The organism is Tardiphaga sp. 215_C5_N2_1, from assembly GCF_052076055.1.
GTDB lineage: Bacteria > Pseudomonadota > Alphaproteobacteria > Rhizobiales > Xanthobacteraceae > Tardiphaga > Tardiphaga robiniae.
In genome coordinates, this window is record NZ_CP197240.1 from 6,302,828 (window position 1) to 6,329,459 (window position 26,632).

23 protein-coding genes and 1 pseudogene are annotated in these 26,632 nt (G+C 60.4%); 21 read left to right on the forward strand and 3 right to left on the reverse strand.

Features of this window, described 5'->3' with window-relative positions; genetic code table 11:
- The first annotated feature begins 11 nt into the window (after positions 1–11).
- Positions 12–1,205, forward strand: a complete 1,194-nt coding sequence (locus AB7828_RS29895) for an ABC transporter substrate-binding protein (RefSeq protein ID WP_441231980.1) — start codon at positions 12–14, stop codon at positions 1,203–1,205.
- Between the two features lie 79 nt (positions 1,206–1,284).
- On the opposite strand, the gene AB7828_RS29900 is transcribed toward AB7828_RS29895, so the two are convergent.
- The gene (locus AB7828_RS29900) at positions 1,285–2,046 is read right to left on the reverse strand and encodes an N-acyl homoserine lactonase family protein (protein WP_441231981.1); all 762 of its coding nucleotides are present in this window, start codon (positions 2,044–2,046) and stop codon (positions 1,285–1,287) included.
- A gap of 318 nt (positions 2,047–2,364) precedes the next feature.
- Here AB7828_RS29900 and AB7828_RS29905 point away from each other — a divergent pair, with 318 nt between their 5' ends.
- Genes AB7828_RS29905 through AB7828_RS29920 form a run of 4 tightly spaced genes read left to right on the forward strand, consistent with a single transcriptional unit; the run spans position 2,365 to position 7,277 of the window.
- On the forward strand, positions 2,365–4,005 hold the full coding sequence (locus tag AB7828_RS29905; protein WP_441231982.1) for an AMP-binding protein: 1,641 nt from the start codon (positions 2,365–2,367) through the stop codon (positions 4,003–4,005).
- 16 nt (positions 4,006–4,021) lie between these two features.
- Positions 4,022–5,239, forward strand: coding sequence for an ABC transporter substrate-binding protein (locus tag AB7828_RS29910; RefSeq protein ID WP_441231983.1), 1,218 nt, complete (start codon positions 4,022–4,024; stop codon positions 5,237–5,239).
- Positions 5,240–5,279: 40 nt separating this feature from the next.
- Entirely contained in the window at positions 5,280–6,413 is a 1,134-nt protein-coding gene (locus AB7828_RS29915; protein ID WP_441231984.1) for an NADH:flavin oxidoreductase/NADH oxidase, read from the forward strand.
- 12 nt (positions 6,414–6,425) lie between these two features.
- Positions 6,426–7,277: an IclR family transcriptional regulator gene (locus tag AB7828_RS29920; protein WP_441231985.1), complete on the forward strand. Its 852-nt coding sequence runs from the start codon at positions 6,426–6,428 to the stop codon at positions 7,275–7,277.
- Positions 7,278–7,392: 115 nt separating this feature from the next.
- Here the strand turns inward: AB7828_RS29920 and AB7828_RS29925 are convergent, their stop codons facing one another.
- The gene (locus tag AB7828_RS29925) at positions 7,393–8,286 is read right to left on the reverse strand and encodes a LysR substrate-binding domain-containing protein (RefSeq protein WP_441231986.1); all 894 of its coding nucleotides are present in this window, start codon (positions 8,284–8,286) and stop codon (positions 7,393–7,395) included.
- Between the two features lie 119 nt (positions 8,287–8,405).
- Between AB7828_RS29925 and AB7828_RS29930 the strand changes: the two genes are divergently transcribed.
- From AB7828_RS29930 to AB7828_RS29955, 6 genes are all read left to right on the forward strand, one after another.
- Positions 8,406–9,566, forward strand: coding sequence for an acyl-CoA dehydrogenase family protein (locus AB7828_RS29930; protein WP_441231987.1), 1,161 nt, complete (start codon positions 8,406–8,408; stop codon positions 9,564–9,566).
- Complete coding sequence (locus AB7828_RS29935) at positions 9,556–11,640, forward strand: acetate--CoA ligase family protein (protein ID WP_441231988.1); 2,085 nt, start codon at positions 9,556–9,558, stop codon at positions 11,638–11,640. The genes AB7828_RS29930 and AB7828_RS29935 overlap by 11 nt, the downstream gene beginning before the upstream one ends.
- Positions 11,641–11,653: 13 nt before the next feature.
- Positions 11,654–12,019 (forward strand): hypothetical protein, encoded by a 366-nt coding sequence (locus AB7828_RS29940; protein ID WP_441231989.1) that lies wholly within the window; start codon positions 11,654–11,656, stop codon positions 12,017–12,019.
- Complete coding sequence (locus AB7828_RS29945; protein WP_441231990.1) at positions 12,016–12,858, forward strand: alpha/beta fold hydrolase; 843 nt, start codon at positions 12,016–12,018, stop codon at positions 12,856–12,858. The genes AB7828_RS29940 and AB7828_RS29945 overlap by 4 nt, the downstream gene beginning before the upstream one ends.
- A gap of 56 nt (positions 12,859–12,914) precedes the next feature.
- Entirely contained in the window at positions 12,915–14,108 is a 1,194-nt protein-coding gene (locus tag AB7828_RS29950) for an ABC transporter substrate-binding protein (RefSeq protein WP_441232344.1), read from the forward strand.
- A gap of 82 nt (positions 14,109–14,190) precedes the next feature.
- On the forward strand, positions 14,191–15,633 hold the full coding sequence (locus AB7828_RS29955) for an NAD-dependent succinate-semialdehyde dehydrogenase (protein ID WP_441231991.1): 1,443 nt from the start codon (positions 14,191–14,193) through the stop codon (positions 15,631–15,633).
- 162 nt (positions 15,634–15,795) lie between these two features.
- Here the strand turns inward: AB7828_RS29955 and AB7828_RS29960 are convergent, their stop codons facing one another.
- A complete protein-coding gene (locus tag AB7828_RS29960; RefSeq protein WP_441231992.1) occupies positions 15,796–17,169 on the reverse strand; it encodes a PLP-dependent aminotransferase family protein in 1,374 nt (457 codons plus the stop codon).
- A 338-nt stretch (positions 17,170–17,507) separates the two neighbouring features.
- On the opposite strand from AB7828_RS29960, the gene AB7828_RS29965 reads away from it, so the two are divergent.
- From AB7828_RS29965 to AB7828_RS30010, 10 genes and pseudogenes are all read left to right on the forward strand, one after another.
- On the forward strand, positions 17,508–17,834 hold the full coding sequence (locus AB7828_RS29965; protein ID WP_441231993.1) for an NIPSNAP family protein: 327 nt from the start codon (positions 17,508–17,510) through the stop codon (positions 17,832–17,834).
- 7 nt (positions 17,835–17,841) lie between these two features.
- The gene (locus tag AB7828_RS29970; RefSeq protein ID WP_441231994.1) at positions 17,842–18,726 is read left to right on the forward strand and encodes an FAD binding domain-containing protein; all 885 of its coding nucleotides are present in this window, start codon (positions 17,842–17,844) and stop codon (positions 18,724–18,726) included.
- Positions 18,726–19,184, forward strand: a pseudogene (locus tag AB7828_RS29975) ((2Fe-2S)-binding protein); the annotation flags it as partial. The gene AB7828_RS29970 and the pseudogene AB7828_RS29975, both read left to right, overlap by 1 nt.
- 122 nt (positions 19,185–19,306) lie before the next feature.
- A complete protein-coding gene (locus AB7828_RS29980) occupies positions 19,307–21,715 on the forward strand; it encodes a xanthine dehydrogenase family protein molybdopterin-binding subunit (protein ID WP_441231995.1) in 2,409 nt (802 codons plus the stop codon).
- Positions 21,712–22,686, forward strand: coding sequence for an amidohydrolase family protein (locus tag AB7828_RS29985; RefSeq protein WP_441231996.1), 975 nt, complete (start codon positions 21,712–21,714; stop codon positions 22,684–22,686). The genes AB7828_RS29980 and AB7828_RS29985 overlap by 4 nt, the downstream gene beginning before the upstream one ends.
- 10 nt (positions 22,687–22,696) lie before the next feature.
- Positions 22,697–23,161: an SRPBCC family protein gene (locus AB7828_RS29990; RefSeq protein WP_441231997.1), complete on the forward strand. Its 465-nt coding sequence runs from the start codon at positions 22,697–22,699 to the stop codon at positions 23,159–23,161.
- Positions 23,162–23,193: 32 nt separating this feature from the next.
- The gene (locus tag AB7828_RS29995; protein WP_441231998.1) at positions 23,194–24,162 is read left to right on the forward strand and encodes an ABC transporter substrate-binding protein; all 969 of its coding nucleotides are present in this window, start codon (positions 23,194–23,196) and stop codon (positions 24,160–24,162) included.
- Positions 24,159–24,971 carry an ABC transporter permease gene (locus AB7828_RS30000; RefSeq protein ID WP_441231999.1) on the forward strand — a complete coding sequence of 271 codons (813 nt, stop codon included), beginning with the start codon at positions 24,159–24,161 and terminating at the stop codon, positions 24,969–24,971. The genes AB7828_RS29995 and AB7828_RS30000 overlap by 4 nt, the downstream gene beginning before the upstream one ends.
- The gene (locus AB7828_RS30005; RefSeq protein WP_441232000.1) at positions 24,968–25,774 is read left to right on the forward strand and encodes an ABC transporter ATP-binding protein; all 807 of its coding nucleotides are present in this window, start codon (positions 24,968–24,970) and stop codon (positions 25,772–25,774) included. The genes AB7828_RS30000 and AB7828_RS30005 overlap by 4 nt, the downstream gene beginning before the upstream one ends.
- Before the next feature lie 63 nt (positions 25,775–25,837).
- Positions 25,838–26,221 (forward strand): DUF4260 family protein, encoded by a 384-nt coding sequence (locus AB7828_RS30010; RefSeq protein ID WP_441232001.1) that lies wholly within the window; start codon positions 25,838–25,840, stop codon positions 26,219–26,221.
- Positions 26,222–26,632: the final 411 nt, after the last annotated feature.

Genomic DNA, 26,632 nt, shown 5'->3' on the forward strand with positions numbered 1-26,632 from the left:
ACGGAGTGCTGATGGCATCAGCCATCGCACTTGCAAATGTCGGTGGTGCAGCGGCACAGGAGAAGGCCGTTAAGATTGGCGTGCTCAACGATCAATCGGGCTTTTACGCCGACGTATCGGGTCCGGGATCGACGCTGGCAGCACAAATGGCGGTTGAGGACTCCGGTCTGACAAAAAAAGGCTGGAAAATCGAGGTTGTCGTTGGCGACCACCAGAACAAGCCGGATGTTGGCGTCAATATCGCCCGCCAGTGGTTCGACCGGGAAAACGTCAATGTCGTCGTTGACGTCGTGACGTCTTCGGTTGCACTGGCGGTAAACAATCTCGTCAAGGAAAAGAACAAGGTCATGCTGGCGTCCGGCGCTGGGACGTCCGATCTGACCAATAGCCAATGCTCGCCCAATACCATCCAGTGGACTTACGACACCTACATGCTGGCGCATGGCACCGGCACGGCGGTGACCAAGAACGGCGGCGACAGCTGGTTCTTTCTGACGGCAGATTACACCTTCGGAGCGGCCCTGGAACGCGACACGACCAGCGCGGTGAAGGCGAACGGCGGCAAGGTCATGGGATCGGTCAGACATCCGACCAATATTCCGGATTTCTCTTCGTTTCTGCTGCAGGCACAGTCGTCAAAAGCGAAGGTCGTCGGTCTTGCCAACGCCAGCGGCGACACGGTGAATTCGATCAAGCAGGCGGCGGAGTTCGGGATCGTAAAGGGCGGCCAGAAACTGGCCGGGATGGTTCTATTGATCACCGATATCCACGCGATCGGACTTAATACTGCGCAGGGCCTGAATTTCACGGAGCCGTTCTATTGGGACATGAATGAGGGTACTCGCGAATTCTCGAACCGCTTCCAAAAGCGGATGAAAGGCCAAAGCATGCCGACGATGATGCATGCGGGCGTGTACTCATCGCTGCTTCATTATTTCAAAGCGCTAGAAGCGTTAGGGGGCAATTTCGACGATGGCATCAAGATCGTTGAAAAGATGAAATCTCTGCCGACGGAAGACGTCCTCTTTGGCAAAGGCGTGGTGCAGTCCAATGGACGGAAGATCCATCCGGCCTATCTGTTCGAGGTGAAGACACCTTCAGAATCCAAGAAGCCATGGGATTATTACAAGCTGGTCGCCACGATCCCGGCCGAAGAGGCGTTCATGCCGCTGAGCGAGAGTACTTGCCCGCTCTTGAAGAAGTGAGACTGACGGCCTGGCGACAGCAATCGCCAGGCCGCGTTGTCGCCGGCATACATGTCCGTGTGCAAGGTGAAAGTGCGTCCTAGTAATAGGAGTTTGCTCCTTTACGGAGCGTCTCCCACTCCTTCAGATCGTGGCTGCAAATCACTTTCACACCCGACCTTTCCAGCTTGCGAATGTCCTCGAATGATCTGAGGAAGAGTTCTGGATTCCAAGTATTGCGTGGCACCGTATTGTTATCGAGATTCTCGCGCAAGCTAAGCGCGTCGGACGGCAGCAAGAATTCGCCATCCTTGTCGAGCTTGACCAAAGCACCGGTCAGGCCCTGCGAATGACCTGGCAGCGGGATCAGGTTGATCTTGCCATCGCCGAACAGGTCGATCGGGCCTGTGATCACTTCCATGCGCTGCGGATGATCCCAGTCGGCATCGAGATAGCCGCTCTCGATCGCCCCGGGCTCCTTGGCCGCCTTCAATTCGAACTCGTGTACGTAGAACGTTGCCTTATTGAAGAACTGATTGCAGCCGCAGTGATCGGTATGGAGATGCGAGCAGACGACGACGTCGATATCGTCGGGAGCGAGACCCATAGCCTTCAGACTGTTGAGCACGTGATCGCCCGACGACATGTTCGGGATCATGTATTTGGCGAGGATGCCTAGACGTCCTTCTGGATCATCCGCGACGTCGGGATGGCAACCGGTGTCGAACAGCACATTGCCTTGTGCGTGGCGCAGCAGGATGCATGAAACCGGAAGGTCGATCATTTCGCCGCGCGGCGCATCGGGAACGAAAGTGCGCTTCACCATCTTGAGGCGGCCACCCGACAGGATGTTCATTTTCATTTCGGCGTTTCCGTTTTTCTTGGTTCGTCGTGATGCAACGTGGCGAACAATCCTGGCGCGCGTCAACCGCACAACGGCAACGAGCGGCAGAAAATCGCGCTGAGAATGCCCGTCAAAACTCATATGCAGTTTTAAGAAATGCCTTATCGATTTGACACCGCAATTGCTTCGCAGATAGCGTGGACACCGGATGTGAGCAGGTCTTCACAAGAAAGAGCCGCGTCGCATCCTGGATAAAGCATGCATGGGTTCTGGCAGGCCGCTCTGCAGGTTTGTCGTAACAGTGTGCTTCGTGTCCACATGGGAGATGCAACGTTGATGTACACCGTGCACAGCATGTTCGCTGCCGCGGCTGACGCCACGGCCCATCGGCCGTTTCTTTGTGTGCCAGCGCGGTCCGATCGCCCATACTTTCCTGAAGGGATCGAGTTCACCTATGGCGACATTGCATTTGGTGTTGATCAGTTACGAACGCGTTACTCCGAAGCCGGGTACGGTCACGGTCATCGCGTTTGCCTGCTTTTGGAGAACAGGCCTGATCTGATCGTTCACTGGCTCGCACTCAACGCAATCGGCGTCTCCGTGGTGCCGATTAATCCTGCCTATCGGTCTGCCGAAATCGAATATCTGCTGTCGCATGCCGAGCCGGTGCTGGTGGTCACCCTGCACGGGCAGCGCCAACTCGAAGCCGCCGTGGAGAGGATTGGCGGGGAGATTGCGGTTCTTCGCGTCGACGGCGGCGACCTTGGCCGTAGCATCGCGCAGATCCCATCGGCACTGCGGAAGCCGCCGCGTGACGATGTGCCGACCAGCATGAGCGAGGCCGCGCTGCTCTACACGTCGGGGACGACGGCCCAGCCGAAGGGTTGTATCCTCACGAACGAATATTTCATCGTCACCGGGCGCTGGTATTTGAGCCGCGGTGGGGAGGCGACCTATCACGTCGGGATGGAGAGGCTGTACAGCCCATTACCGCTGTTTCATATGGCCGGGCTCGCCTGCACCTTCATGGCGATGGTGTTGTCCGGTGGCTGTCTGATCCTGCCGGAGCGCTTCAATCCACGATATGCATGGAGCGACATCGTCAGCTGCCGGGCCACCGTGCTACATTATCTCGGTGTCATCGTCGCAGCGCTTCTCGGACAGCCTGAAACGGAGGACGAGCGGCGCCACGCGCTACGATTTTCGTTGGGCGTCGGTGCCAATCCCGATTTGCGTGCTCGCGCGCGTGCCCGTTTTGGCATTGCCTTCATCGAGGGCTGGGGCATGACGGAAACCGGCCGCAGTCCGTTCAACACTACGGAGCCGCGGCATCTCGAGCTGAATTCCATCGGTCGCAGCGAAGCCTGCTTCGAGATGAAGGTGGTTGATGCGGAGGACGATCGGGTTCCGAACGGAGTGGTCGGCGAATTGTGCGTACGGCACTCCGCGGCAACGCCGCGCAAGGGCTTCTTCTCAGGCTATCTGAAAAACCCGGATGCCACCGAAGCGGCGTGGCGCAATGGCTGGTTTCATACCGGCGACAGCGCCTGGCAGCATGACGACGGTGCGGTCATCTTCGTGGACCGGCTCAAGCATCTGATCCGGCGGTCGGGCGAGAACATCTCGGCGGCCGAGGTGGAGGGCGTGCTGCTCTCGTTTCCGCTGGTCCGGCAGGCTGCTGTCGTTCCCGCCCACGATCCCGTACGCGAAGAAGAGGTGGCCGCCTTTGTCGTCGTCGACGGGGAGGCCGATCGATCCGCGGCGACCGCAAGCGAAGTATTCCGACACTGCGCTGCGCGGATCGCGCCATACAAGCTTCCGGCATGGATCAAATTCGTCGACGAACTGCCGATGACATCCACAAACAAGATCCAAAAACACCAATTGCTCGAACCAAAGCGTGATCCGGAGACGTATCCCGGAATGCTCGACTTTCGTGCCGACAAGACTGCCGCGATCAAGACGGCCAATCAATAAACACGGGGAGAAATACATGACGGGACATTTCTTGAGAGCGGCAGGTGGCGCCGCTTTCGGGCTATTGCTCGCAATGCAGGCCGTACAGGCGCAGGTCTCGGACGATGTCGTCAAGATCGGCGTCCTGACCGATCAGACCGGCCTTTATGCCGATGCAGCCGGGCCCGGCGCGGTCGAGGCAGTGCGCATGGCGATCGCGGATTTCGGCGGAAAGGTGAAAGGAAAATCGATTCAGATGGTCGATGCTGACCATCAGAACAAGGCGGATATCGGCGCCACAATCGCGCGCCGCTGGTACGATCAGGAAAACGTCGACATCATCGTCGACTTTGCGAATTCCGCCGTAGCATTCGCGGTCTCCGAACTGGCGAAGCAGAAGAATAAAGCCATTCTGATTTCGTCGGCCGGCTCGTCGGATCTCACCGGCAAGGGGTGCTCGCTCAATTCGGTGCAGTGGACCTACAACACTTACGCGCTCGCCAACAGCACCGCGCGCGCACTTGTGAAAGAGGGCGCAAAGAGTTGGTACTTCGTTACGGTCGATTATGCGTTCGGTCACGCTCTGCGCAACGATGCTGCAAAGACCGTTGAAAAGGTCGGCGGCTCGGTGGTGGGGGATGTCCGTCACCCCCTCAACAGCATGGATTTCTCGTCCTATCTGCTGCAGGCGCAATCATCGAATGCCGACGTCATCGCGTTCGCCAATACCGGTGGCGATCTCGCCAATTCGATTCGCCAGGCGCAGGAATTCGGCCTCGCCAAGGGCAAGCGCAAATTGGCGGCCTTTCTGATGCAGACCAGTGACATTCACGCCATCGGACTTCAGACCGCCCAAGGCCTGGAGTTGACCACCGCCTTCTACTGGGATCTCGACGACAAGACGCGCGAATTCACCGCGCGCTACATGGCCAAGACCGGCAAACGGCCGACCATGGTGCAAGCGGGCCTTTACTCTGCCGTGATGAATTACCTGAAGGCGGTGGACAAATCCGGCACCGACGAAGGGCTCAAGGTCATTGCCCAGATGAAGACCATGCCGATCGACGACTTCTTCGCGCGCAATGCCTATCTGCGCGAGGACGGGCAATTGATCCACGACATGTATGTGGTCCAGGTCAAGTCGCCATCGGAATCCAAGGGCGCATGGGACTACGAGAAACTTATGCAGGTGATCCCTGGCAAGGAGGCGTTTGTGACGCCGGAGGAAAGCGCATGCCCGCTGCTGAAAAAGTGAACCGCCACCGTTCGTGGTCGACTGTGTGGAGCGAGCACCGATGACTGACCAGCCCCTTCTGTTTACGCCGATCGAGATTCGTGATCTCCGGCTTAAGAACCGCGTGGTCGTATCGCCGATGGCGACCTATTCCGCCCGCAACGGTTTCGCCACTGACTGGCACGTCAGCCATGTCGGCAAGCTGGCGGCCGGCGGTGCCGGGCTCGTCTTCGTCGAGCAGAGTTCGGTCAGCGTGCAAGGACGCATCACCCATGGCTGCCTCGGTATCTGGGATGACGCGCATATGTCGGGCCTGGCCAAACTCGCCAGGCTCATTCACGACCTCAATGCAAAGGCGGCGATTCAGATTGCGCATGGCGGCCGCAAGTCTTCGTCGCAGCGGCCTTGGGAGGGGGGCGAGCCGCTTGGTGAGACCGATGTCGCCGCACGCGGCGAAGGACCATGGGACATCGCGGCATCGAGCAGTATACCGTTCGACAATGGCTGGCCGGCGCCGCATATGATGACGGCGACCGATATCGACCAGACCGTCGACGACTACCGCGCAGCATTCCGCCGCGCGCGCGAAGCAGGCTATGATGTTGTCGAGCTACATTGCGCGCACGGCTATCTGATGCATTCGTTCCTGTCGCCGCTCGCCAACAACCGCAACGACGACTTTGGCGGATCGCGCGAGAACCGCATGCGGCTGCCGCTGCGGATCGCCGCCGTGATGCGTGAAGAATGGCCGGATCATCTGCCCGCGCTGGTTCGAATATCCTCCGTTGACGGCGTCGATATCGGTTGGTCGATTGAGGACTCGGTTGCCTTCGCGATAGAACTCAAGAAAATCGGCATCGACATGGTCGATTGCTCTTCAGGCGGCATGAAGCTGCCGCGCGGGAATTCGCTGGTGTCGCGTATGCCGGGTTTCCAAGTGCCGTTCGCCGAGCAGATCCAGCGTGAGGCGGCGATGCCGACCATCGCGGTAGGGCTGATCCGTGAGCCGGAATATGCCGAAGAGATCTTGCAGAAAGACCAGGCCACGCTAATCGCGCTCGGTCGCGAACTATTGTGGAATCCGAACTGGCCGGCGCAGGCCGCGCTACAGCTCGGCTGTGATCCCGAATGGGCAGGGTGGCCAGATCAGTATGGCTGGTGGCTCAAGCGCCGCACCGTCCAGCAAGGCCGCTAGGGGAGATCGCAGTTGAAACGGGACTCAGTAGCGCAGGTCGCAAGACGCAAGGCCACGTTGTCACCGAGCCGCGAAGTCCGGCGCGATGCGCAGAGTTCGGAGCAGCCCGGCCGCAAGATCGACAGCGCAGTCAAATCTGCCAAGCGAGTATTCGACGTGCTCGAATTCTTCGAAGAGCACCAGAAGGACGCGTCGGCTATCGAGGTCGCTGCCATCCTGAACATGCCGCAATCCAGCACCTCGGCGCTGATGCGGACCATGACCACGATGGGTTATCTGCATTACGACGGCAGCCGGCGCACTTATATTCCGACGGCGCGGCTGTCGATGCTCGGTCACTGGATCAGTCCGGTGTTGTTCCAGAAGGGACGTCTAATCAACTTGATGGAAGATCTGGCTGTCAGGACCGGCGAGACCGTGATGGTCGGCCTGCGCAACGGGCTCGCCGCACAATACATCCATGTCATTCAGGCACGGCTACCGATGCGGCTGCATGTCCGGAACGGCACACTCCGGCCATTGGCGAAGTCGGGTCTCGGTTATGCACTGCTGGCAAGTTACCCCAATAAGGAAGTCCGCCGACTGGTGAAGTTGCTGAATGCCTGCGAGACCGATCCGTGCAAGCTCGTCGACATCAAACCCTTGATCGCTGAAGTCGAGAAGGTCCGCAAACAGGGGCACGCATTGTCACTCAGCCTTGTGACGCCCGGCGCTGGCGTTGTCGCCATGTCACTGCCGAAACTCGACGAGTCCCACGAGCCCCTCGCCATCTGTGTGGCGGGGCTGACAAATGCCCTGATCAGGCAGGAGAAGGAATTCGCCGGTCTGATGGCCGAGGCTATCCGCTTTCACCTCAGCGATTGAGGCGACGCAGCACAGAAGATCCGCTGCAACTCATTCAAGGAAGCAACCGTCTATAAGCGACCATCGCGCGCTCATTTTTGCGATCGTGCTGCGTCTTGGCTCGCTCGTCCAGACGCTACGGCGGGGGCGCCAGAAAGTCTGCCACCTGCGCCTTGAGCCAGTGCATGAAGCTGCGCGACTTTCTCCCCAACGGGCGGTGCCTCGGCCAAGCCACGTAATGGGCCAGCGGCCGTTCGAACGGCGCCTTGAACAACGGTACGAGCGTCCCGTCCTGGATTTCGTTGCGCAGCAGAAAGAGTTGGCCGACGGCGACGCCGACGCCTTCCATCGCGGCCTGATAGGTCAGGACCGAACTGGGAAAGCTGATCCCGGCATCGGTGAGTAGATCGGGGCGGTTGACGGCCATCAGCCAGTCCGGCCAGTCCGCACGGCGATAATGCGAGTGCAGCAATTGAACCTTGCGAAGGTCATCGACCTCCAACAGCCGCGTGGTCTTCAGCAGTTTCGGGCTGCACACCGGTTGGATCAGATCGCTGAACAGCAATTCGGTCTCGACGCCCGGCCAGTTGCCGTCGCCGAACTGGATCGCAAGATCGACCTTGTCCTTCTCGAAGTCGATCGGAGCCACTACATTGCTGATATTCAACCTGATCTGGGGATAGGCGACATAGAACGACGGCAACCGCTGGATCAGCCACTTTGCGGCAAAGGTCGTGTAGACCCTGATCTTGAGCGGTTCGGCCTTGCCGGTGGCGGTGAGGCTGGCCGTGGCATTGGCGATGATGCGGAAGGCCGGCGCGATCTGGCGCTGGAATTCCTCGCCCTCGGACGTCAGTCGCAATCCGTGCTTGTCGCGCTCGAACAGCCGTACGCCGAGAAAGCCCTCCAGCGTGTTGATCTGGCGCGAGATCGCTGGTTGCGTCACGCGCAGCTCAGCCGCCGCGCGCGTAAAACTGAGATGGCGCGCCGCCACGTCGAACACATGTAGCGGATTGAGCGGAGGGATCACCGATCAGGTTTCGCAGTTTCTGGCATTACATTAGGTAATGACCATATAACCGATCTGCAGTTGTCGGTCAAAGCTCCGGTTGGGAAACAGGGGCACATTCCAGCAGGTGTGCCAGACAGATGAATTTCGAACTGAATGAAGAGCAGCAGGCTTTCGCCGACTCGGTCCGCCGTTTCGCCGAAGCCAACCTGAAGGCCGGCGCGCTGGAGCGCGCGCATGATCCGCATTTCCCGCGCGATGTCGCGCAGATGCTCGGCAAGCAGGGGCTGATGGGCATTGCCTTCGATCCGGAAGACGGTGGGCAGGGTGGCACGCTATTCGACTCGGTGATCGCCATCGAACAGATCGCCTCGGTGTGCCCGCGCAGTGCCGATGTGGTGCAGGCCGGCAATTTCGGCCCGATCCGCACCTTCGTCGAATATGCCACCGCCGAGCAGAAGGCGCGCTGGCTGCCTGATTTGCTGGCCGGCAACATCTGCATCAGCCTCGGCATGAGCGAGCCCGATGCGGGCTCGGCGGTGACCGAACTCAAGACAACGGCGACGCAGGACGGCGACGATTTCATCATCAACGGCAGCAAGGTGTTCGGCACCCACAGCCCGGATGCTGCGATCTATCTCGTCTATGTGCGCTTCGGGCCCGGTGTGAACGGCATCGGCTCGGTGATCATCGAGCGCGACACGCCCGGCTTCACCATCGGCAAGCCGACGCCGTTCATGAGCGGTGAGCAGTGGAGCCAGCTCTATTTCGAGAACTGCCGCATTCCCGCGCGCAACGTGTTGCTCGGCGTCGGTGGTTTCAAGAAGCAGATCGCCGGCTTCAACGTGGAGCGTCTCGGCAATTCGTCGCGTTCGCTGGCGCTTGGTCGCTATGCCTTCAACCTCGCACGCGAACATGCGCTGATCCGCAAGCAGTTCGGTCGGCCGCTTTGCGAGTTTCAGGGCTTGCAGTGGAAATTCGCCGACATGGCGCTGAAGCTGGAATCCGCGCAGATGCTGCTCTATCGCGCCGCCAGCGTCACCGAAGGCCTGCCGTCGGCGTATCAGACCGCGATCGCCAAACTGGCGTGTAACCAGGCCGGCTTTGAAGTGGCGAATGAAGCGGTGCAGGTGATGGGCGGTCTCGGCTACAGCCAGGAATCCCTCGCTGAATACTGCATGCGCCGCACCCGCGGCTGGATGATCGCCGGCGGTTCGACGGAAATCCTCAAGAACCGGATCGCGGAAGACGTGTTCGACCGTCGCTTCGATCAGCGTGGACAGGCCGCACGTGCAAGCTAAGACGATAAAGCCGTCGCTCGGACAGGCGCTACTCGCGCCGCGCAGCATCGCGCTGGTCGGTGCGTCCGACGACGTGTCGAAGACCTCGGCGCGTCCGCTGCAATATCTGCGGCAAGCCGGCTATGAAGGGACGATCTATCCGATCAACCCGCGCCGCAAGACGGTGCTCGGCGAGACCGCATGGCCGTCGCTCGCCGAACTGCCGTCGGTACCAGATCACGCCTTTATTCTGACGCCGACTGAAGATGCGGTCGATGCCGCTGCCGAATGCGCGCGGCTCGGCGTACCCGTGGCGACCATCCTCGCCTCCGGTTTCACGGAAGGCGGAGAAGAAGGCCACAAGCTCGTCGTGCGTCTGCAGAAATTCTGCACCGACACCGGCCTGCGCATTCTCGGCCCGTCGAGCCTCGGTGCCATCAATCTGCGCCACAAGACCATCATCACCGCCAATGCCGCCTTTGCCGAACCGAACCTGCCGACCGGCGGAATCTTTGTGGCGTCACATAGCGGCAGTCTGCTCGGCGCGCTGATCTCACGCGGCAAGGCGCGCAATATCGGTTTTGCCGGATTGGTGTCGGTCGGCAACGAGATCGATCTCAGCCTCGGCGAGATCTGCTCGGCGACGCTCGATGATCCCGACGTCACCAGCTACATGCTGTTCCTCGAAAGCATCCGTCACGCGCAGGACCTGCGCACCTTTGCGCTCGCCGCTGCCGAACGCGGCAAGCCGGTGGTTGCCTACAAGCTCGGCCGCTCGGCGGCCGCCGCCGAACTCGCGCTGTCGCATACCGGTGCGCTGGCAGGCGAGGACGATGTCGCCGCCGCCTTCCTCGCCGATTGCGGCATCGCCCGCGTGTTCAATTTCGAGACCCTGCTGGAAAGCCTGCCGCTGCTACAGCGGATGCCGGCGCGGCCAATTGCTGTGCGCAGCAAGCGCGTCGGCGTGGTCACCACCACCGGTGGCGGCGCCGCAATGGTGGTCGACGAATTGTCGATGCGCGGCATCGATGTGGTGAAGCCGAGCGGCGAGACCTTTGCGCGCCTCGCGGCAGCCGGGGTCAAGGCCAATCATGAGCGCATCACCGATCTCACTTTGGCCGGTACGCGCTACGACGTGATGAAGGCGGCCCTCGACACCATGCTGTCGGCGCCAGAATTCGACGTCGTTGTCGCGGTGATCGGTTCATCAGCACGGTTCAAGCCGGAGCTCGCGGTGAAGCCGGTGATTGATTGTGCCTCCTCCGCCAAACCGCTGGTAACGTTCCTGGTGCCCGACGCACCCGATGCGCTGAACATGCTGACCACCGCCGGCGTACCGAATTTTCGCACGCCGGAGTCCTGCGCCGATGCGGTTGCCGCCGCTTTGTTGCGGCGACAGCCAATGGCGCTCGCCAAGCCGACGCACGACATCACGGCGAAAGCAACCAGGCAGCTCGACGAGATCGCGGCCTACCAACTGTTCGAGAAGGTCGGCGTGCCGCATGCGCCGGCAGTGGCACTCGCCATCGATGCCGCGACGGTGACGTTGCCCTTCGCCTATCCCGTTGCCGTCAAGCTGCTGTCCGCCGAGATCGCGCACAAGACCGAAGTCGGCGGCGTCGTTCTCAATGTTGCTGACGAGACGCAGCTCAAGGCTGCGATCCGGAAGATTGCTATCAGCGTAAAGATCCATCGGCCCGATGCCGACGTATCGCAGGTGCTGGTGCAGCCGATGACATCCGGTCTCGGCGAGATGCTGCTCGGCTACCGCGTCGATCCCGAAGCGGGGCCAATGGTGCTGCTGGCTGCCGGCGGCATCTATACCGAGATCTACCGCGACCGCAGCATCCGCCTTGCGCCGGTTGATCTCGATACCGCGCGCAGCATGATCGCTGAGCTGTCAATCAGTCGAGTCTTCCAGGGGTTCCGCAACAAGCCGCACGGCGATATGGAAGCGCTTGCGCAGGCCATTGTCGCGATGTCGCAGTTTGCGCTTGAGAGCACGGGCGTGGTGGATGCCGAGATCAATCCGCTGATCATTAACCGGGTGGGCGAGGGCGTCGTCGCCGTCGACGCGCTGGTTGCACTCGCTTGAGGGGAGGGAACGCATGATTGAAGATCTGAAAAACAAGGTCAATGCCGACGAGATGCTGGTGAAACGCGGTCGTTTTCTGTCGACTACGTTCCTGCTCGAAGTCGGATCGACGACCTGGCTGATCGCCATCGTTGAAGGCAAGATCGTTACGGTGACCAAGGGACCGTTCGTGATGCCGTCATGGTCATTCGCGCTGCGCGCATCCGATGATGAATGGAGCAAGTTCTGGAGTGCGAAGCCGCGGCCCGGCTCGAACGATCTGATGGCGCTGATCAAGCGCCGCGCATTGAAGGCCGAAGGCAATCTGCACGTCTTCATGGCCAACTTGCGCTACTTCAAGGAAGCGCTGGTGAAACTGCGCGCAGGAGCCGCCGCATGAGTGCTCATTTCGAATCCACCATCGGTCGCTATCTGCATCTCGATTTGTTCGGCCGCAAGCATCGCATCTATGTCGAGGAAGCCGGTAACGGCACGCCGCTGCTGTGTCTGCACACCGCGGGTGCCGACGGCCGCCAGTATCGTGGGTTGATGAACGATGAGCGCGTCACCGCGAACCATCGCGTCATTGCCTTCGACATGCCCTGGCATGGCAAATCGTCGCCGCCGGCCGGTTGGCACAATGAAGAATATCAGCTCACCTCTGCGCAATATACCGAGATGATCCTCACGGTTTCGGATGCGCTCGAACTCGACAAGCCTATTGTGATGGGCTGTTCGATCGGTGGCCGTATCGTGTTGCATCTGGCGTTGGAACATCCGGAGCGCTTCCGCGCCATCATCGGCCTGCAGGCCGGTGCCCATGTCGATCCTTATTACGACCTCAATTTCCTGCACCGCCCGGACGTGCATGGCGGCGAAGTCTGCGCGGCGATCGTCTCGGGCCTCGTCGGACCCGATGCGCCGGACTTCCACCGCTGGGAAACGCTGTGGCACTACATGCAGGGTGGCCCCGGGGTGTTCAAGGGCGACTTGTATTTCTACAAGCTCGACGGCGACATCCGCGCACGCGTGGCGCAGATCGACACGTCGAAATGCCCGTTGTTCCTGCTGTCGGGCGAATACGACTATTCCTGCACACCGGAAGAGACGCTGGCCGTGGCCCGCAGTGTCAAAGGCAGCCACGTCACCATCATGAAGGGCCTTGGCCATTTCCCGATGAGCGAGGATCCCAAGAAATTCCTCGGTTATCTGCTGCCGGTGCTCGAAACGATCAAGTGAACCAGATCTAAGAATAAATGGAAAAGGGGAAACGCGTGAAGATCAACAAGCTGCTCATGATGGCCGCGCTGCTGTCATTCGTAACATCTGCATCCGCTGAAATTTCCAACGGCACCGTGAAAATTGGCGTGCTTACCGACATGTCCGGCCCCTATGCCGATAATGTCGGTGCCGGTTCGATGCTTGCCGCCCGCATGGCGGTCGAGGACTACGGCGGCAAGGTCAACGGTATGCCGGTCGAGGTGATCTCCGCCGATCACCAGAACAAGGCCGATATTGGCCTGGCGCTGGCGCGCAAGTGGTATGACACCGAAGGTGTCGATACCATTACGGAAGTGGTGTCGTCGGGCGTGGCGCTCGCCGTGCAGCAGCTGTCGCGCGAGAAGGACAAAGTGTTCCTGGCGACCGGGCCGGGCACGCCGGACCTCACCGGCAAGGCCTGCTCGCCCAACGGCGTGCACTGGGCCTACGACAATTATGCACTGGCCAATGTCGCCACCGCGCCGCTGGTGCAGAAGGGCTTGAAGAGCTGGTACTTCCTGACAGCGGATTACAGCTTCGGCCAGGCTCTGGAAGCCGAGGCGTCGAAGGTCGTTACCGCCAATGGCGGCACGGTGCTGGGCTCATCCAAGCATCCGCTGAATTCATCGGACTTCTCGTCGTTCCTGCTGCAGGCTCAGGCGTCCAAGGCGCAGGTCGTCGGCCTCGCCAATGCCGGCGCCGACATGATGACCGCTCTGAAGCAGGCCAACGAATTCGGTATCACTGCGGGCGGCCAGAGCATGGCTGCGCTGCTGGTCAATCTGCCGGATATCCACGCGCTTGGCCTCGCCAGTGCCAAGGGTCTCATTTTTGCCGATAGCTTCTATTGGGATGCCAATGACAAGACCCGCGCATGGAGCAAGCGCTTCATGGCGCGTTTCAACGGCAAGGCGCCGGGCAGCCTGCAGGCCGCGGTCTATGGCGCGGTGACGCATTATCTGAAGGCGGTCGAAGCCACCAAGAGCGACGCCGGCTCGGTCGTCGTGCCGCAGATGAAGAAGACTCCGATCAACGATTTTTACACCGCCAATGCCTCGATCCGCGAAGATGGTCGCGTGATCCGCGACATGTATTTGCTGCAGGTTAAAGATCCCAAGGAATCCAAGTATCCGTGGGACTATTACAAGATCCTCGACACCGTCCCCGGTGACAAGGCGTTCCGGCCTCTGAAGGACGGTAACTGCCCGCTGGTCAGCGCAGCCAAGTAAGAGCGGCGTCTCAATAAACTGAACTCAAACTCACGGGCACGGCATCGCCGTGCCCGTTTCTGCTTCGGACGGAGGACTTAGGATGGTCGACTATCCCGCGCTCAAACTGTTCATCGACGGCACGTGGCGCACCGGAGAAGGCCGCAGCACCGAGCCGGTGCTCAATCCATCGACCGGCGCGGTGCTCGGTGAGCTGCCGCATGCCAGCGAAGCCGATCTCGACGAATCGTTGGCCTCGTCGGCGCGCGGCTTTGAGCAGTGGCGCAAGATGTCGGCGGTTGATCGCGGGCGTGTCCTGCAGCGCGCCGCCGTGCTGATTCAGGAACGTTCGGAGCAGATCGCCAATCTGATCACGCTGGAACTGGGGAAGCCGATTGCGGAATCCCGTGTCGAGGTCGAGACCGCCGCCAGCATGTTCGTCTGGAACGCGGAGGAGGGCCGCCGCGCCTATGGCCGCGTGATTCCGTCGCGAAGCCGCGCCATTCAGCAGATTGCGGTCCGCGAGCCCCTCGGCCCGATCGCAGCCTTCGCGCCATGGAATGCACCGGCGATCACGCCGGCGCGAAAGATATCGAGCGCGCTGGCCTCCGGCTGCTCGGTAATCATCAAGCCGGCCGAGGAAACGCCGGCCACCGCGCTCGCCGTTGCCTCGGCGCTGCAGGACGCAGGCCTTCCGGCCGGCGTGCTCAATGTCGTGTTCGGCAATCCCGCGCTGATCTCTCGGAAGCTGCTGGGCTCACCCATCACCCGTGGTCTAACCTTCACGGGCTCCACCGAGGTGGGCAAGCAGCTCGGTGCGCTGGCCGTGCAGACTATGAAGAAGATGACGCTTGAACTCGGCGGTCACGCGCCGGTGCTGATCTTCGGCGATGTCGATCCGGAAGCTGCGGCAATCTCGGCGGTCGGTGCAAAGTTTCGCAATTCCGGTCAGGTCTGTACCTCGCCGACTCGCTTTTTTGTGCATGAATCGATCCACGATCGCTTCGCGGCGAGGCTCGCCGAACTGGCGAACGAGATCACGGTCGGTGACGGCTTTGCTGCGTCGACCAAGATGGGCCCGCTCGCCCATGAGCGCCGCGTCGAAGCCATCGAGCGCTTCGTCGAGGATGCGCGATCGCGAAAGATAGCGGTGTCCGCTGGTGGCGAGCGCTGCGGCAACCAGGGCTTCTTCTATCGTCCGACCGTGTTGTCGCATGTGGATGACGACTGCATGGCCTCGAATGTCGAGCCGTTCGGCCCGCTCGCGGCAACCGCGCCGTTCCGAACCATGGACGATGCCATCCGCCTCGCTAACCGTTTGCCGTTCGGTCTGGCCTCCTATGTGTTGACCCACGACATGCGCAACGCGTCGGCGATCACCGAGGCGATCCAGAGCGGCAATGTCGTCGTCAATCACTGGCAGGCATCACTGCCGGAAACGCCATTCGGTGGTTACAAGGATAGCGGCATCGGCTCGGAAGGCGGCATTGAGGGGCTGCAGGAATTCCAGACCATCAAGTATGTGAGCCACTTTGCGGGGGTGTAACCGCTCAAGCCAGGGACTCAAATGTCAATTTCGACAAAAGTTGGCAATTGAAATATGGCCGACACCGCGGATTTGGCTGAAAACTCAGCTAGGTTCTCTCTAGTGATTATGGCACCCGCTCACGGTGGGATGCGTCTTCAGGGCTACGAGTTGGCTCGTTGATCATACGAAGGATATGGCCTCTGCCATTTCGAGGATGCGACGGATTTCGACTAATGCGCGTTCGAGTTGTTCTTCGGTGGCGGGTGCCCCTAGGCAAAGCCGGATACCGAGTTTCTCGGTTTGCATGCGCTGAAGCGCTCCAGGCGGTGCCAGCGTGATGCCGGCCTGTGCGGCTTGCGTTACCAATGCATTAAGTGTGCGGCCCGCCGGCAATGGCAGCCAGATATGGAACCCCGGCGCGTGCGAGGACGGCGGAAGCCACTCCTTCAAGACGCGCCGGACGATGGCATCTCGCAACGCAGCCTTCTCGCGTTTCATCCGCGCTTGGCGTGCCAGATCCCCACTCGTGACCAGTCGCGCGACCACCTCGGCCATCAGCGGCACGGCCATCCAGCCGGTGGCGCGCACGGCATTGATCGAGCGATCGCGGAAGGAATCCGGTGCAATCATGGCCGCGATGCGCAGTCCGGGCGCAAGGCATTTGGCGAAGCTCAGGATATAGAAACTACGCTCGGGGATCAGTGCCGATACGGGTGGTATCGGTGGCGTCAACAGATAGGCGTAAGCATCGTCTTCGACCAGATAAGCATCATGCCTGCGGACAATCTCGGCAATCGCCTGGCGTCGCGCCATCGGCATGATGGCGCCAGTCGGTGTTTGTAGCGTCGGCATACAATAGAGAACGCGCGCGCCGGTTTCGGTGAAGGCCCGATCAAGGCTTTCCGGCACGAGGCCTTCAGAATCGGTAGCGACGCCATGCAGGTGATAGTTGTTCTGCACGGACAGAGCGAGCATGCCGGAATAGGTAAAGCTCTCGGTGAGGATCGTATCGCCGGGAGCAGCGACCATGCCGACGGCGATCGAAAGTGCGTGCTGACCGCCGTGGGTGATGAAGATCTGGTCGGCCTCGGCCGCCACGCCAAGCGAAGCCAGCCAGCTCACCATGGCCTCGCGGTGCCTGCGAAGGCCTTGATGCGGCAGATAGCCTAGCAGATTCCCCATTTCGCCGGTCGCAAGGATGTCGCCGATCGTCGATGCGATCACGTCATCCTCACCGGTGTAGGGCGGCACATTGAGAGCGAGGTTGATCGCAGCATCGGAGGTGCCGAGCGCGTGGCGCGGCTCCGGCCGGCGACGTTGAACGAAGGTGCCGCGCCCCACCTCACCGGAAATCAGTCCGCGTTGTTCGGCTTCTGTATAGGCCTTGGACACCGTGCCGACGCTCAGACCAAGCCGTAGTGCCATGTCGCGTTGGGGCAGCAGCCGCATACCCGGCTTGACGCGGCCGGCAGCGATATCCGCATCCAACGCCAGGACAAAAGCAAGATAACGAGGGCCTGAAATCGGCGCGAGGTTAGGCACCCAATCGGTCATCTTGGTCCATTTTCGAAGCCGCGTGAGGGCGGATAAATCATTGCAGGATAAAATAGTACAATTTACGAATTGTTGCAATGTTCACTCAGCGATCTGAACAGATTTTAGAGCAATTTCTGGAGCCGACTGAATTGTGCTGCTATAATACCATTATTCTCCGAAATTTCCGGTTGATTGAGCTAAAATTATGCTGCACCGCACGAATTGAAGTATATCAATATAGCATACTAGGCATGATTGACTTAGTTTATGTTTGACAATGGCTCGGTCAACCTTTTAGCTCCCGGCCAGACAACAACGGGCTCTTTGAGAAGCCGCTGCACCAAAGGGAGCGTATTTTGATTTACGAGATTCGCGTTTACGAAGCTGCGGAAGGTAAGGCCGACGCTATGCGTCGCCGCTTTTTGGATGTGGTTGCTGCGAAGTTTTTCCCGCGGCACAGGATCGAATTGATTGGTGCCTTCACAGCCCAGACCGAAGACGGTCGCCTCACTTACATGACCCGCTTCGCCGACGAAGACGCCCGCAAGAAAGCTTGGGCGGACTTCGGCGCCGACCCGGAATGGGCTGCCGCCAAGACGGCGAGCGAGACCGACGGTCCACTGTTGAAGAACCAGTCGATCTCCGTGCTGTTACCGGCAACTGCCGGTCTGCTGCTGAGCTGAGGTCGCCATGAAGCCCGCGCCGTTCGAATATATTCGGCCGCACTCGCTTATTGAGGCGTGCAAATTGCTGGCCGAAGATGAGGATGCCCGCGCGATTGCGGGGGGGCAGACATTGGTGCCGATGCTGGCCATGCGCCTGGCCCGGCCGGCCAAGCTCATCGACATCATGCGCCTGCCTGAACTGGCCGGTATCCGTGCGGAAGCCGGCGCCGTGATCGTTGGCGCGACGACGCGACAGGCCGTTGCCGAACAGGACGCCCTGATCCGCATGCAGGTGCCGACGCTGGCCCGCGTGCTTCCATGGGTTGGGCATCCCCCAACCCGGAATCGCGGGACCGTGGGCGGCTCGATCGCCAACGCCGATCCGTCCGCGGAAATTCCATTGGTCGCGGTCACGCTCGGCGCCGAGATCATGCTGGCAACGCCGGATGGTCTGTCGTCGATGCCGGCTGACGATTTTTTCATCGGCCCGATGTTGACGACGATCGCGCCGGGCGAATGCATCAGCGCCGTCAAGTTTCCGGTCTGGGCGCACAAAAATATCGGCGTCGGCTTCTTCGAGATCAGTGCACGCAAGTCGGATTTCGCCTTCGCTTCGGCATTGGCACAGCTAGCGCTTGATGACGATGGGTGTTGCATCGAAATCGCGCTTGGCGTCGGCGGCGTCGGTGATCGTGCATTGCGGCTCGACGTCTCATCGCTGGTCGGTACCAGACTTGAAGCGGCGGCAGTCGCAGAGGCTGTCCACGCCGTCTCAGGCGATATGGAAGCTTCGAGCGATCTGCATGCCAGCGCGGCTTATCGCCGCCGCGTCGCGATCACCCTGAGTAAGCGCGCGATCGAACAAGCAAGAACCGACGCCAGCGCGCGTGCGCTAAAGGGAGCGGCGTGATGAAGGTCGAACTGAAGGTCAATGGTGTCATGCGCTCGGCCGAAGTTGAGCCGCGCAACACGCTGCTGGATACGCTGCGCGAAAAATTCTTGCTCAACGGAGCGCATGCTGGCTGTGAGCATGGTGTCTGCGGCGCCTGTACTGTGCTGCTCGATGGGGAGCCGGTGCGGTCTTGCCTGATGTTTGCGGCACAAGCGGATGGTTACGAGATCACCACCGTCGAGGGCCTCTCGCCCGCGCCGGGGGAACTCAGTGTCATTCAGGACGCGTTTTGCGAGACTCATGGTCTGCAGTGCGGCTATTGCACGCCGGGTATGATCCTGTCGGCACATGCGCTTCTGCAACATACGCACACGCCGAGCCGCGAAGACATCGTCGAGGCGATCTCGGGCAACATTTGCCGCTGCACCGGATACGGCCAGATCGTCGAGGCCGTGCAATTCGCCGCCGATCGCCTGCAGAAGTCCAACGCGATGCGGTCGAAGCCTGCCAAGCACGAAAATCCCTGCGCCGAGCATGATGCGCCGGAACGAGGCATTCTCGAAGCGGTCGGGGCCGACGCCCCGACGGAGGCCGTGCGATGAGCGCCGATCCTTCGACTTTCCGATTTGTCTCCAGCAATCGCCGGGTTCGCGAGGACCGACGTTTTGTGGCAGGGCAAGGGCGTTTCGTCGCCGATATAGCGCTCGAAGGCATGCTGCATGTTGCCGTTCTGCCGTCGCAGCATCCTGCTGCGAAGATCGTCTCGATCGATACGACCGCTGCAATGGCATTGCCAGGTGTGCATTATGTGCTGACCGGTGACGAACTCGCCAGCGCGACCGATCAGTTGATGAACGGCCTCGACACTCCGCACGTAAAGCGTTTTCCGCTTGCCGTGGGCCAAACTCGTTACGCGGGTGAGTGGATCGCGGCTGTGGTTGCCGATACCCGTGCGCTGGCCGAGGATGCCACCGAAAAACTGCGCGTCGTCTATGAACCGTTGCCGTTCGTGATCAAGGCAGAGGAGGCGCTGAAGCCCGAGAGCACGCCGGTGCATGCCGGTCATGGTTCGAATGTGTTGCTCGACAAGCTGTTTGTATGGGGCGAGGTCGATAAGCATTTCGCCGAGAGTCCGCGCCATCTGTCGTTCCGCGTCACCTGGGGGCGTAATTCCACGGTGCCGATCGAGACGTTTGGCGTTGCCGCGTCGTGGGACCCCTGGCGTGAGATTCTCGACGTCTGGGCCTCGATCCAGATGCCGAAATATCCGGATCAGATCGCGCGTGCACTGCGCATTCCTGCCAACAATGTCCGCGTCCATCACGATGTCGACGTCGGCGGCAGCTATGGCGTCAAGCGCGGCATCAAGCAGAGCGTACTGGTCGCGCATCTGGCGCGTCGTCTCGGCCGCCCTGTGCGCTTTATCGAGGATCGCCTCGAAAACATGCGCAGCGGCGACGCTCACGGACCCGAGCGCATCTTCGACGTCGATGTCGCCTTCAACGACGAGGGTATCGTCAAGTCGATGAAGATCCGGGCGCTCGATAACGCCGGCGCCTATGCAGGCCGCGCGCCATTCCAGTTGGGCAAGCCGATCGGTGCCATCGTCGGTCCTTACAAGATCGAAAGCGTGCAATACCGTGCGCAGTCGGTCACCACCAACAAGGCAATGCAGGAGGCCGTGCGCGGCTTCGGTCAGGCACCGACGAATTACGCGATCGAAACGGCGATCGACAAGGTTGCGGCTGCCACCGGACTGGATCGCATGGAAGTTCGTGGCCGCAACTTTATCCGCAAGGAGGAGTTCCCCTATCTGATCCCGAGCGGCAGCACCTATGACAGCGGCGATTATCACACCGTGGTCGACAAGGTGTTCAAGCATATCGATTTCGCCTCGATGGAAAAGGAACGCGACCGGCTGCGCGCGTCGGGCATGCTGGCCGGCATCGGCTTCGCTGCGTGCCTGGAGCCATCGGGCGGCAATTCGTCGTTCGAGCCGCTGCTGAACGAGAAGAACACCACCACGACCTGGATGGATTCCTGCCGTATCAATGTCGATGGTCTGGGTTTCGTCACCGTGACGATCCACACCACCTCGTCGGGGCAGGGTCACGAGACGCTGGTCGGCACCATCGTGGGCGAGGTGCTTCAGATTGATCCGGAGATGATCCGCATCATCAGGCCGGATACGCTAGCCTGCCTGCCGTCGAACTCGCCGGTCGGCAGCCGCATGGCGATCATGCTCGGCGGTGCCGCGTTCCATGCGGCGCAGAAACTCAAGACCAAGCTCGGCAAGATCGCGGCGTATCAGTTCGGCTGCACTGAGGACGACGTGACTTTCGCGTCAGGCGCTGCCAGCGACAAGGCCGGGCATTCGCTGAACTGGGCCGAGCTCGTCAATATCGCGCACCGCAACTATCATTTGCTGCCGCAGGATATGGAGCCGGGTCTTGAGACCACCCATGTGATGCAGGTGCCGACCGGCAACAAGCTGCCGGAGAATGGCCGCGTGCAGATGTATCCGTGCCACTCGTTCGAGTTCCACGTAGTGCTTCTGGCGATCGATCCCGACCTCGGCAAGCCGGAGATCAAGCGTTACGTCATCGGTCACGACTGCGGCACGGTCATCAACCCGCATATCGTCAAGGGCATGACGCTCGGTGGCATCGCACATGGCCTCGGTGCGACCCTGCTGGAAGAGTTCGTCTATGATGACCAGGGACACCTGATAACCCAAAGCTTCATGGATTATCTGCTGCCGTCATCGCACGAGATGCCGGAAGTCGAGATTGTACATCATTGCACGCCGTCACCGCATACGGTGTTCGGCCAAAAGGGCTCCGGCGAAAGCGGTTATCTGGGCGCTCCCGCGGCGATTTCCAGCGCCATCAACGATGCCGTCGCAGAGCTCGGCATTTCCTTCAACAAGCTTCCTATTCGAATTTCCGCGATCGGAGACGCCATCGCGGATGCGCAACAAGGCAAACCACAAGAGCAAGCCACATGATTATCGACTGTCACGCTCATCTCGTTCCTCCGGCCCTGATCGAGGACATCAAGTCACAGACCGCCCAGTTCCCGTCGGTTCGCCTGATCGAGGACGGCACCAGTCTCGGCTTCTCCTTTGCTGGGGGCAAGCCGACGCGCCCGGTATCGAAGCCGCTCAGCGATCTCGCCGGCCGTTTGAAGTGGATGGATGACAACAAGGTCGAACGTCAAGTCGTGGCAGGCTGGCTCGACATGTATGGCAACGATCTTCCGGCGGCCGAAGGCGCTGCCTGGGCCCGTCTGATCAACAAGCACTTGATGCAGACATCAAAGGAGCAGCCGCGCTTCGTTCCGCTCGCCACGGTGCCGCTGCAGGACGGAAAACTTGCAGCCGAAGTGCTGCGCGAGGCGCATGCGTCCGGCTTCAAGGGCGTCATGATTGGCACCCAGCCAAAGGGCAGGGGCGGCGTGCTCGACGATCCCGCTCTCGATCCGTTCTGGGAGGCTGCCAACGAGCTCGGCTCCATCGTGTCACCGCATCCGGTGTTCGAGAGCGGCGACGACCGCGTGCATGATTACGGCATGGCCAATGCGGTCGGGCGCGTCACGGATACCATGATCGCGGTCTCGCGCATGATCTATGCCGGCCACTTCACCCGCTTCCCGAATATGAAGTTCCTGGCGTTAATCGGCGGCGCCGGTCTGCCCTACATCATGGGTCGCCTGCGCACCAATTACGCGCTCGACAAGAAGCTCGGCGATCCCGATGCCGCGCTGGCTGCCATGTACTACGACACGATCGTGCAGGATCCGCGCACCTTGCGCTATCTCGCCGACATCGTTGGTGCAGATCGCATCATGATGGGGTCAGACATGCCGTTCCCGATCGGCGATCTGTCGCCGTTGAAGATCGTAGCCGACTCGAAATTCAGCGACGTTGAGCGCGCCTCCATCAATGGTGGTCTTGCGCAGAAGCTGTTCGGACTCTGAGGAGCTTATTATGAAACTCGATATCGGTGGCGAAGAAACCGTTCAGGCGTCTGTCGAACAGTTGTGGTCGGCTCTCAACGATCCACTGGTGCTCACGCGCTGCATTCCTGGTTGCAGGGCGATGATCGAGACATCGCCTGACAACTACAAGGTCGACATGCAGTTGCGCGTGGCCGCTGTTGGCGGTTCGTTCGAAGGCGAGATTTCGCTGTTCGACAAGATGCCGCCGAAGACATGCAGCATCAAGGTGTCGGGTGCCGGAACGCTCGGGCACGGCAATGGCAGCGCGACCTTCGAGATCATTCCCGAGGGGTCGAATGTCTGCCGCTTGAAGTATCAGGGCGTTGGCGAGATCGGTGGTCTCGTCGCCGGCGTCGGTCAACGCATCCTGACCAGTGTCTCGAAGCATCTGGTCGGCAAGTTCTTCACGACGTTGCGAAAAGAATTCGAAAATCCGGTCGCTGGTGCTGCTTAATACATCAAAAAATATAGTTGGGAGGGATGGCCATGAAGAAAATCTTGACGAGTCTCGTTTGCCTGTCTGCCAGCTTCGTGGTCTCGCCCTCGTTTGGACAGGCGCCGGAGTCCATCTCCATCGTCGTGTTCGGCGCGCCTTCGCTGGGCGCGTTCCTGCCGCCGGTGATCAAGGCGCAAAAATTGGACGAGAAGAACGGCCTGGCGATCAAGTTTGAGGAACGCACGCCCGACGCCTACACCGCACAGTTCAATTCTGGAGAATTCCAGGTCGGCGGCAGCGCGGCGCTGCTGACTGTCGGACTGGCCGACGTGCGCGGCGTCAAGGTCGCCTACCTCTTCAACCTGTTTGATTTCTGGGGTGCGGTCGTCACCTCCCGGCCCGAAGTGAAGACGCTGAAGGATCTGGAGGGCAAGGAGGTTGCGGCGGCCAAGGGTACGACCAACTACGTAATGTTCGACTGGTTCGCGCGTCAGCTCGGTGCCGATACCGGAAAATTCTCCGTGGTCAATACAGCCACGCCAGGCCTTGTCGGCTACGCGATGGCGGACCGCGCGGCGGCCATCCATCTGTGGGAGCCGGCCTATACGACGCTGGTCGCCAAGAAGCCGGGAATCCGCACCATCGACATCGGGATAGGCGACAGCTGGAAGAAGTTTACGGGTAGCACGAACATTCCCTATCTCGGGGTGGCCGCGCATGTCGGCTGGATCGAGAAGAACGGAAAGCTGATCCCGAAGCTCTACGCAGCTTACAAGGAAGCCGCCGAATGGGTGTCGGCGAACCCCGAGCAGGCCGCCAAGTTGATCTCGCCGAAGGGGACGCCTGATGACCAGAAGGCAATTGCCGATCTGATCGTCCACAAGGAGCGCCTCGGCATGAACGTGCAATGGGCATCCGACGTCCGCAAGGAAATCCAGTCGGTCTATTCGGCCGGTAAAGCGATCTCGTTCCTGCCGTCCGATCCTTCTGCTGCGACGATCTTTGAGGCGGCAAAATGACGGACGCAGCTCACCCCGCGCCATCCGCTGAGCCCGGCGTGGCGCTCGGATGGATCAAGAGCATCGTGATGTCGGTCTTGCCATTCGTCGTTGTGATTGCCCTGTGGCAGTTCGCGTCGCTGTTCTTCCCGCGCGTGCTGTTTCCTTCCCTGATCGATGTATTCTGGCGCTGCCTCGAGATTTTCTCGGACGGTGCGATGTTCTGGAACGTGGCGTCGACGGTGCTGCGCATCTTGGCTGGCCTTGCTGGCGCGTTCGTCATTGGCGGCTTGCTTGGACTCGTCATGGCACGGTCGAAGCCGGTCGACAAATTTCTGTCGCCTATCCTGACCTTGTTCCAAGGCATTCCGGCGTTGTCGTGGGTGGTGTTCGCGATCATCTGGTTCCATGGCACCGAGTTTCGCATCTTCTTTATCATGGTCATGACTACGCTTCCGGCATTCACTTTCCAGGTGATCGGTGCACTGCGCGGAATGTCGAAGGACCTAACGGAAATGGTGTTCTCGTTCCGGCCTACGCGGATGAAAATGTTCCGAACGATGGTTGCGCCGGCGATCCTGCCGGACATCTTGACGGCTTGGAAGGTCAACCTGGGCAACGCCTCACGTGTCGTTGTCGTGGCCGAGCTGGTCGGCGCCAGCGGGGGCGTAGGCTACCAGCTTCTCCAGCAACAGCAGCTGTTCGACATGGCTGGCGCGCTGGCCTGGACGCTGCAGCTCGTCTTCTTCGTGCTGCTGGTGCAGGGCGCGCTGACGTTGATCGAAACTACGGCGTTCCGCTACCGCGCCGTCTCGGAGCGTGCATTATGACCGCCACCATCAGCACGACACGGACGACGACGCATTCGACCGGCGCGGGAGCAGACGAAGGTACCATCCATCTTCTCGACGTCTCGAAGGTATTCGGCCGGGAGGGCTCCGTTGGCGCTTACCGGGCCGTCGACCATCTGAACCTCGACGTGGCGCCGGGCCAGATGCTGGCGCTGCTCGGCAAAACTGGCTGCGGCAAGTCCACGATCTTTAACATGATCGCTGGCCTTACGGAGCCAACGTCGGGCGTGGTCCGAGTAGGCGGCCGGGATCCATTCACGGAATTCGACACGTTCCGGGGCAGGATGGCAATCGTCTTCCAGGGCGACCGACTGCTGCCGTGGCGCACGGCAATCCAGAACGTCGAATTGGGACTCGAGATGCTCGATAATCCGCCGCCGGACCGCAAAGAGCGGGCCCGCAAGTGGCTGGTCAAGCTTGGGCTCGGCGGCCACGAGGACGACTATCCGCACGCGCTGTCCGGCGGCATGCGGCAGCGCGTTTCGATCGCTCGCGCATTCGCGACCGACGCGCAGATACTCCTCTGCGACGAGCCGTTCTCCGCGTTGGACGAGTCCACTGCCGGCAAGCTGCGGGCAGAATTCGTGCGCTTAGTGAAGGAAAACGGCAAGACCGCTGTCTTCATTACTCACTCGATCAGTGAAGCTTTGGAGATCGGTGATCGTATTGTCGTCCTGAAACGTCCGGCCATGATTGCCTACGACGTGAGCTTCGACAGAGACACGCCGCCGGAAGTGCGCACTTTAATTCGTGAGCGCATAGGGAAAGTCCTCGCCGCCTAATACAGGGTCTTCGCGCGGATATCGACTGCCAAGAAAATTCCGCGCGATTGAGGAAGATCAATAATGGCCGAAAATCTGATTGAGGAAGGCGGCGCCGCGACCGGTGGTGTGCGTGAATTGCTGCGCTGGGAGGGCGTGGCTCTGTTTGTCGGTATGACATTCGTTTATTACATATCTGGAGCGCCTCTGACACATTATGCCTTGTTCTTTTTCGCGCCCGATCTAAGTGCTATCGCATATGTGTTCGGCCGTCGAGCCGGAGTCTGCATGTACAACGTTGCGCATGCGACTCTCGCGCCGATGGTGGTGGTTCTTGTCGGGCTTTTGATCGCGGAGCCGCTCGCAGGCTCTCTTGCCATGATATGGTTTGCTCGAATTGGCCTCGCCCGGGCGTTTGGCCAAGGTTTACGATACTCCTCCGGCAAAGGATCCACTCATCTCGGCTAGACAGCGAGATCCCACTGTCTGAACGCGGATTCCAAGCGAAATTCTTGGCGAACATGGATATCAACCGGCGCTGCGCTCACCGCCTTCGTCAATGACCCGCGACGTTGGCTCTGCGGCGTGGGGGTGATAACTTGCAGTTGGTCCGATCCGACAGGACAGGTTAGCGGTGGGGGAAGTAGCGCTCATGAGCGCATGGAGCGTTTGATCGATATGTGATCGACTTAATATCAACTCATATAGACGGATCGGTCCCGGGTAACATGCAAGTGCGATCTTCGCGGCCATACGGATTACACCCCAAGAGCCTCTGAAGCTTCCATCGTTAGAATGTGCGTCTTGTGATCAAACACGAACTGCATGGTTTGCGGGGCGACTGCTAGGATCGACGCAAGTTTCAATCGTCGCATGCTT

Excerpts from the sequence above, each read along its gene's own strand:
- AB7828_RS29895 (WP_441231980.1), top strand. The coding sequence starts at position 12 with ATGGCATCAGCCATCGCACTTGCAAATGTCGGTGGTGCAGCGGCACAG.
- AB7828_RS29900 (WP_441231981.1), bottom strand. The coding sequence starts at position 2,046 with ATGAAAATGAACATCCTGTCGGGTGGCCGCCTCAAGATGGTGAAGCGC.
- AB7828_RS29905 (WP_441231982.1), top strand. The coding sequence starts at position 2,365 with ATGTACACCGTGCACAGCATGTTCGCTGCCGCGGCTGACGCCACGGCC.
- AB7828_RS29910 (WP_441231983.1), top strand. The coding sequence starts at position 4,022 with ATGACGGGACATTTCTTGAGAGCGGCAGGTGGCGCCGCTTTCGGGCTA.
- AB7828_RS29915 (WP_441231984.1), top strand. The coding sequence starts at position 5,280 with ATGACTGACCAGCCCCTTCTGTTTACGCCGATCGAGATTCGTGATCTC.
- AB7828_RS29930 (WP_441231987.1), top strand. The coding sequence starts at position 8,406 with ATGAATTTCGAACTGAATGAAGAGCAGCAGGCTTTCGCCGACTCGGTC.
- AB7828_RS29940 (WP_441231989.1), top strand. The coding sequence starts at position 11,654 with ATGATTGAAGATCTGAAAAACAAGGTCAATGCCGACGAGATGCTGGTG.
- AB7828_RS29945 (WP_441231990.1), top strand. The coding sequence starts at position 12,016 with ATGAGTGCTCATTTCGAATCCACCATCGGTCGCTATCTGCATCTCGAT.
- AB7828_RS29950 (WP_441232344.1), top strand. The coding sequence starts at position 12,915 with ATGATGGCCGCGCTGCTGTCATTCGTAACATCTGCATCCGCTGAAATT.
- AB7828_RS29955 (WP_441231991.1), top strand. The coding sequence starts at position 14,191 with ATGGTCGACTATCCCGCGCTCAAACTGTTCATCGACGGCACGTGGCGC.
- AB7828_RS29960 (WP_441231992.1), bottom strand. The coding sequence starts at position 17,169 with ATGACCGATTGGGTGCCTAACCTCGCGCCGATTTCAGGCCCTCGTTAT.
- AB7828_RS29970 (WP_441231994.1), top strand. The coding sequence starts at position 17,842 with ATGAAGCCCGCGCCGTTCGAATATATTCGGCCGCACTCGCTTATTGAG.
- AB7828_RS29980 (WP_441231995.1), top strand. The coding sequence starts at position 19,307 with ATGAGCGCCGATCCTTCGACTTTCCGATTTGTCTCCAGCAATCGCCGG.
- AB7828_RS29985 (WP_441231996.1), top strand. The coding sequence starts at position 21,712 with ATGATTATCGACTGTCACGCTCATCTCGTTCCTCCGGCCCTGATCGAG.
- AB7828_RS29990 (WP_441231997.1), top strand. The coding sequence starts at position 22,697 with ATGAAACTCGATATCGGTGGCGAAGAAACCGTTCAGGCGTCTGTCGAA.
- AB7828_RS29995 (WP_441231998.1), top strand. The coding sequence starts at position 23,194 with ATGAAGAAAATCTTGACGAGTCTCGTTTGCCTGTCTGCCAGCTTCGTG.
- AB7828_RS30000 (WP_441231999.1), top strand. The coding sequence starts at position 24,159 with ATGACGGACGCAGCTCACCCCGCGCCATCCGCTGAGCCCGGCGTGGCG.
- AB7828_RS30005 (WP_441232000.1), top strand. The coding sequence starts at position 24,968 with ATGACCGCCACCATCAGCACGACACGGACGACGACGCATTCGACCGGC.
- AB7828_RS30010 (WP_441232001.1), top strand. The coding sequence starts at position 25,838 with ATGGCCGAAAATCTGATTGAGGAAGGCGGCGCCGCGACCGGTGGTGTG.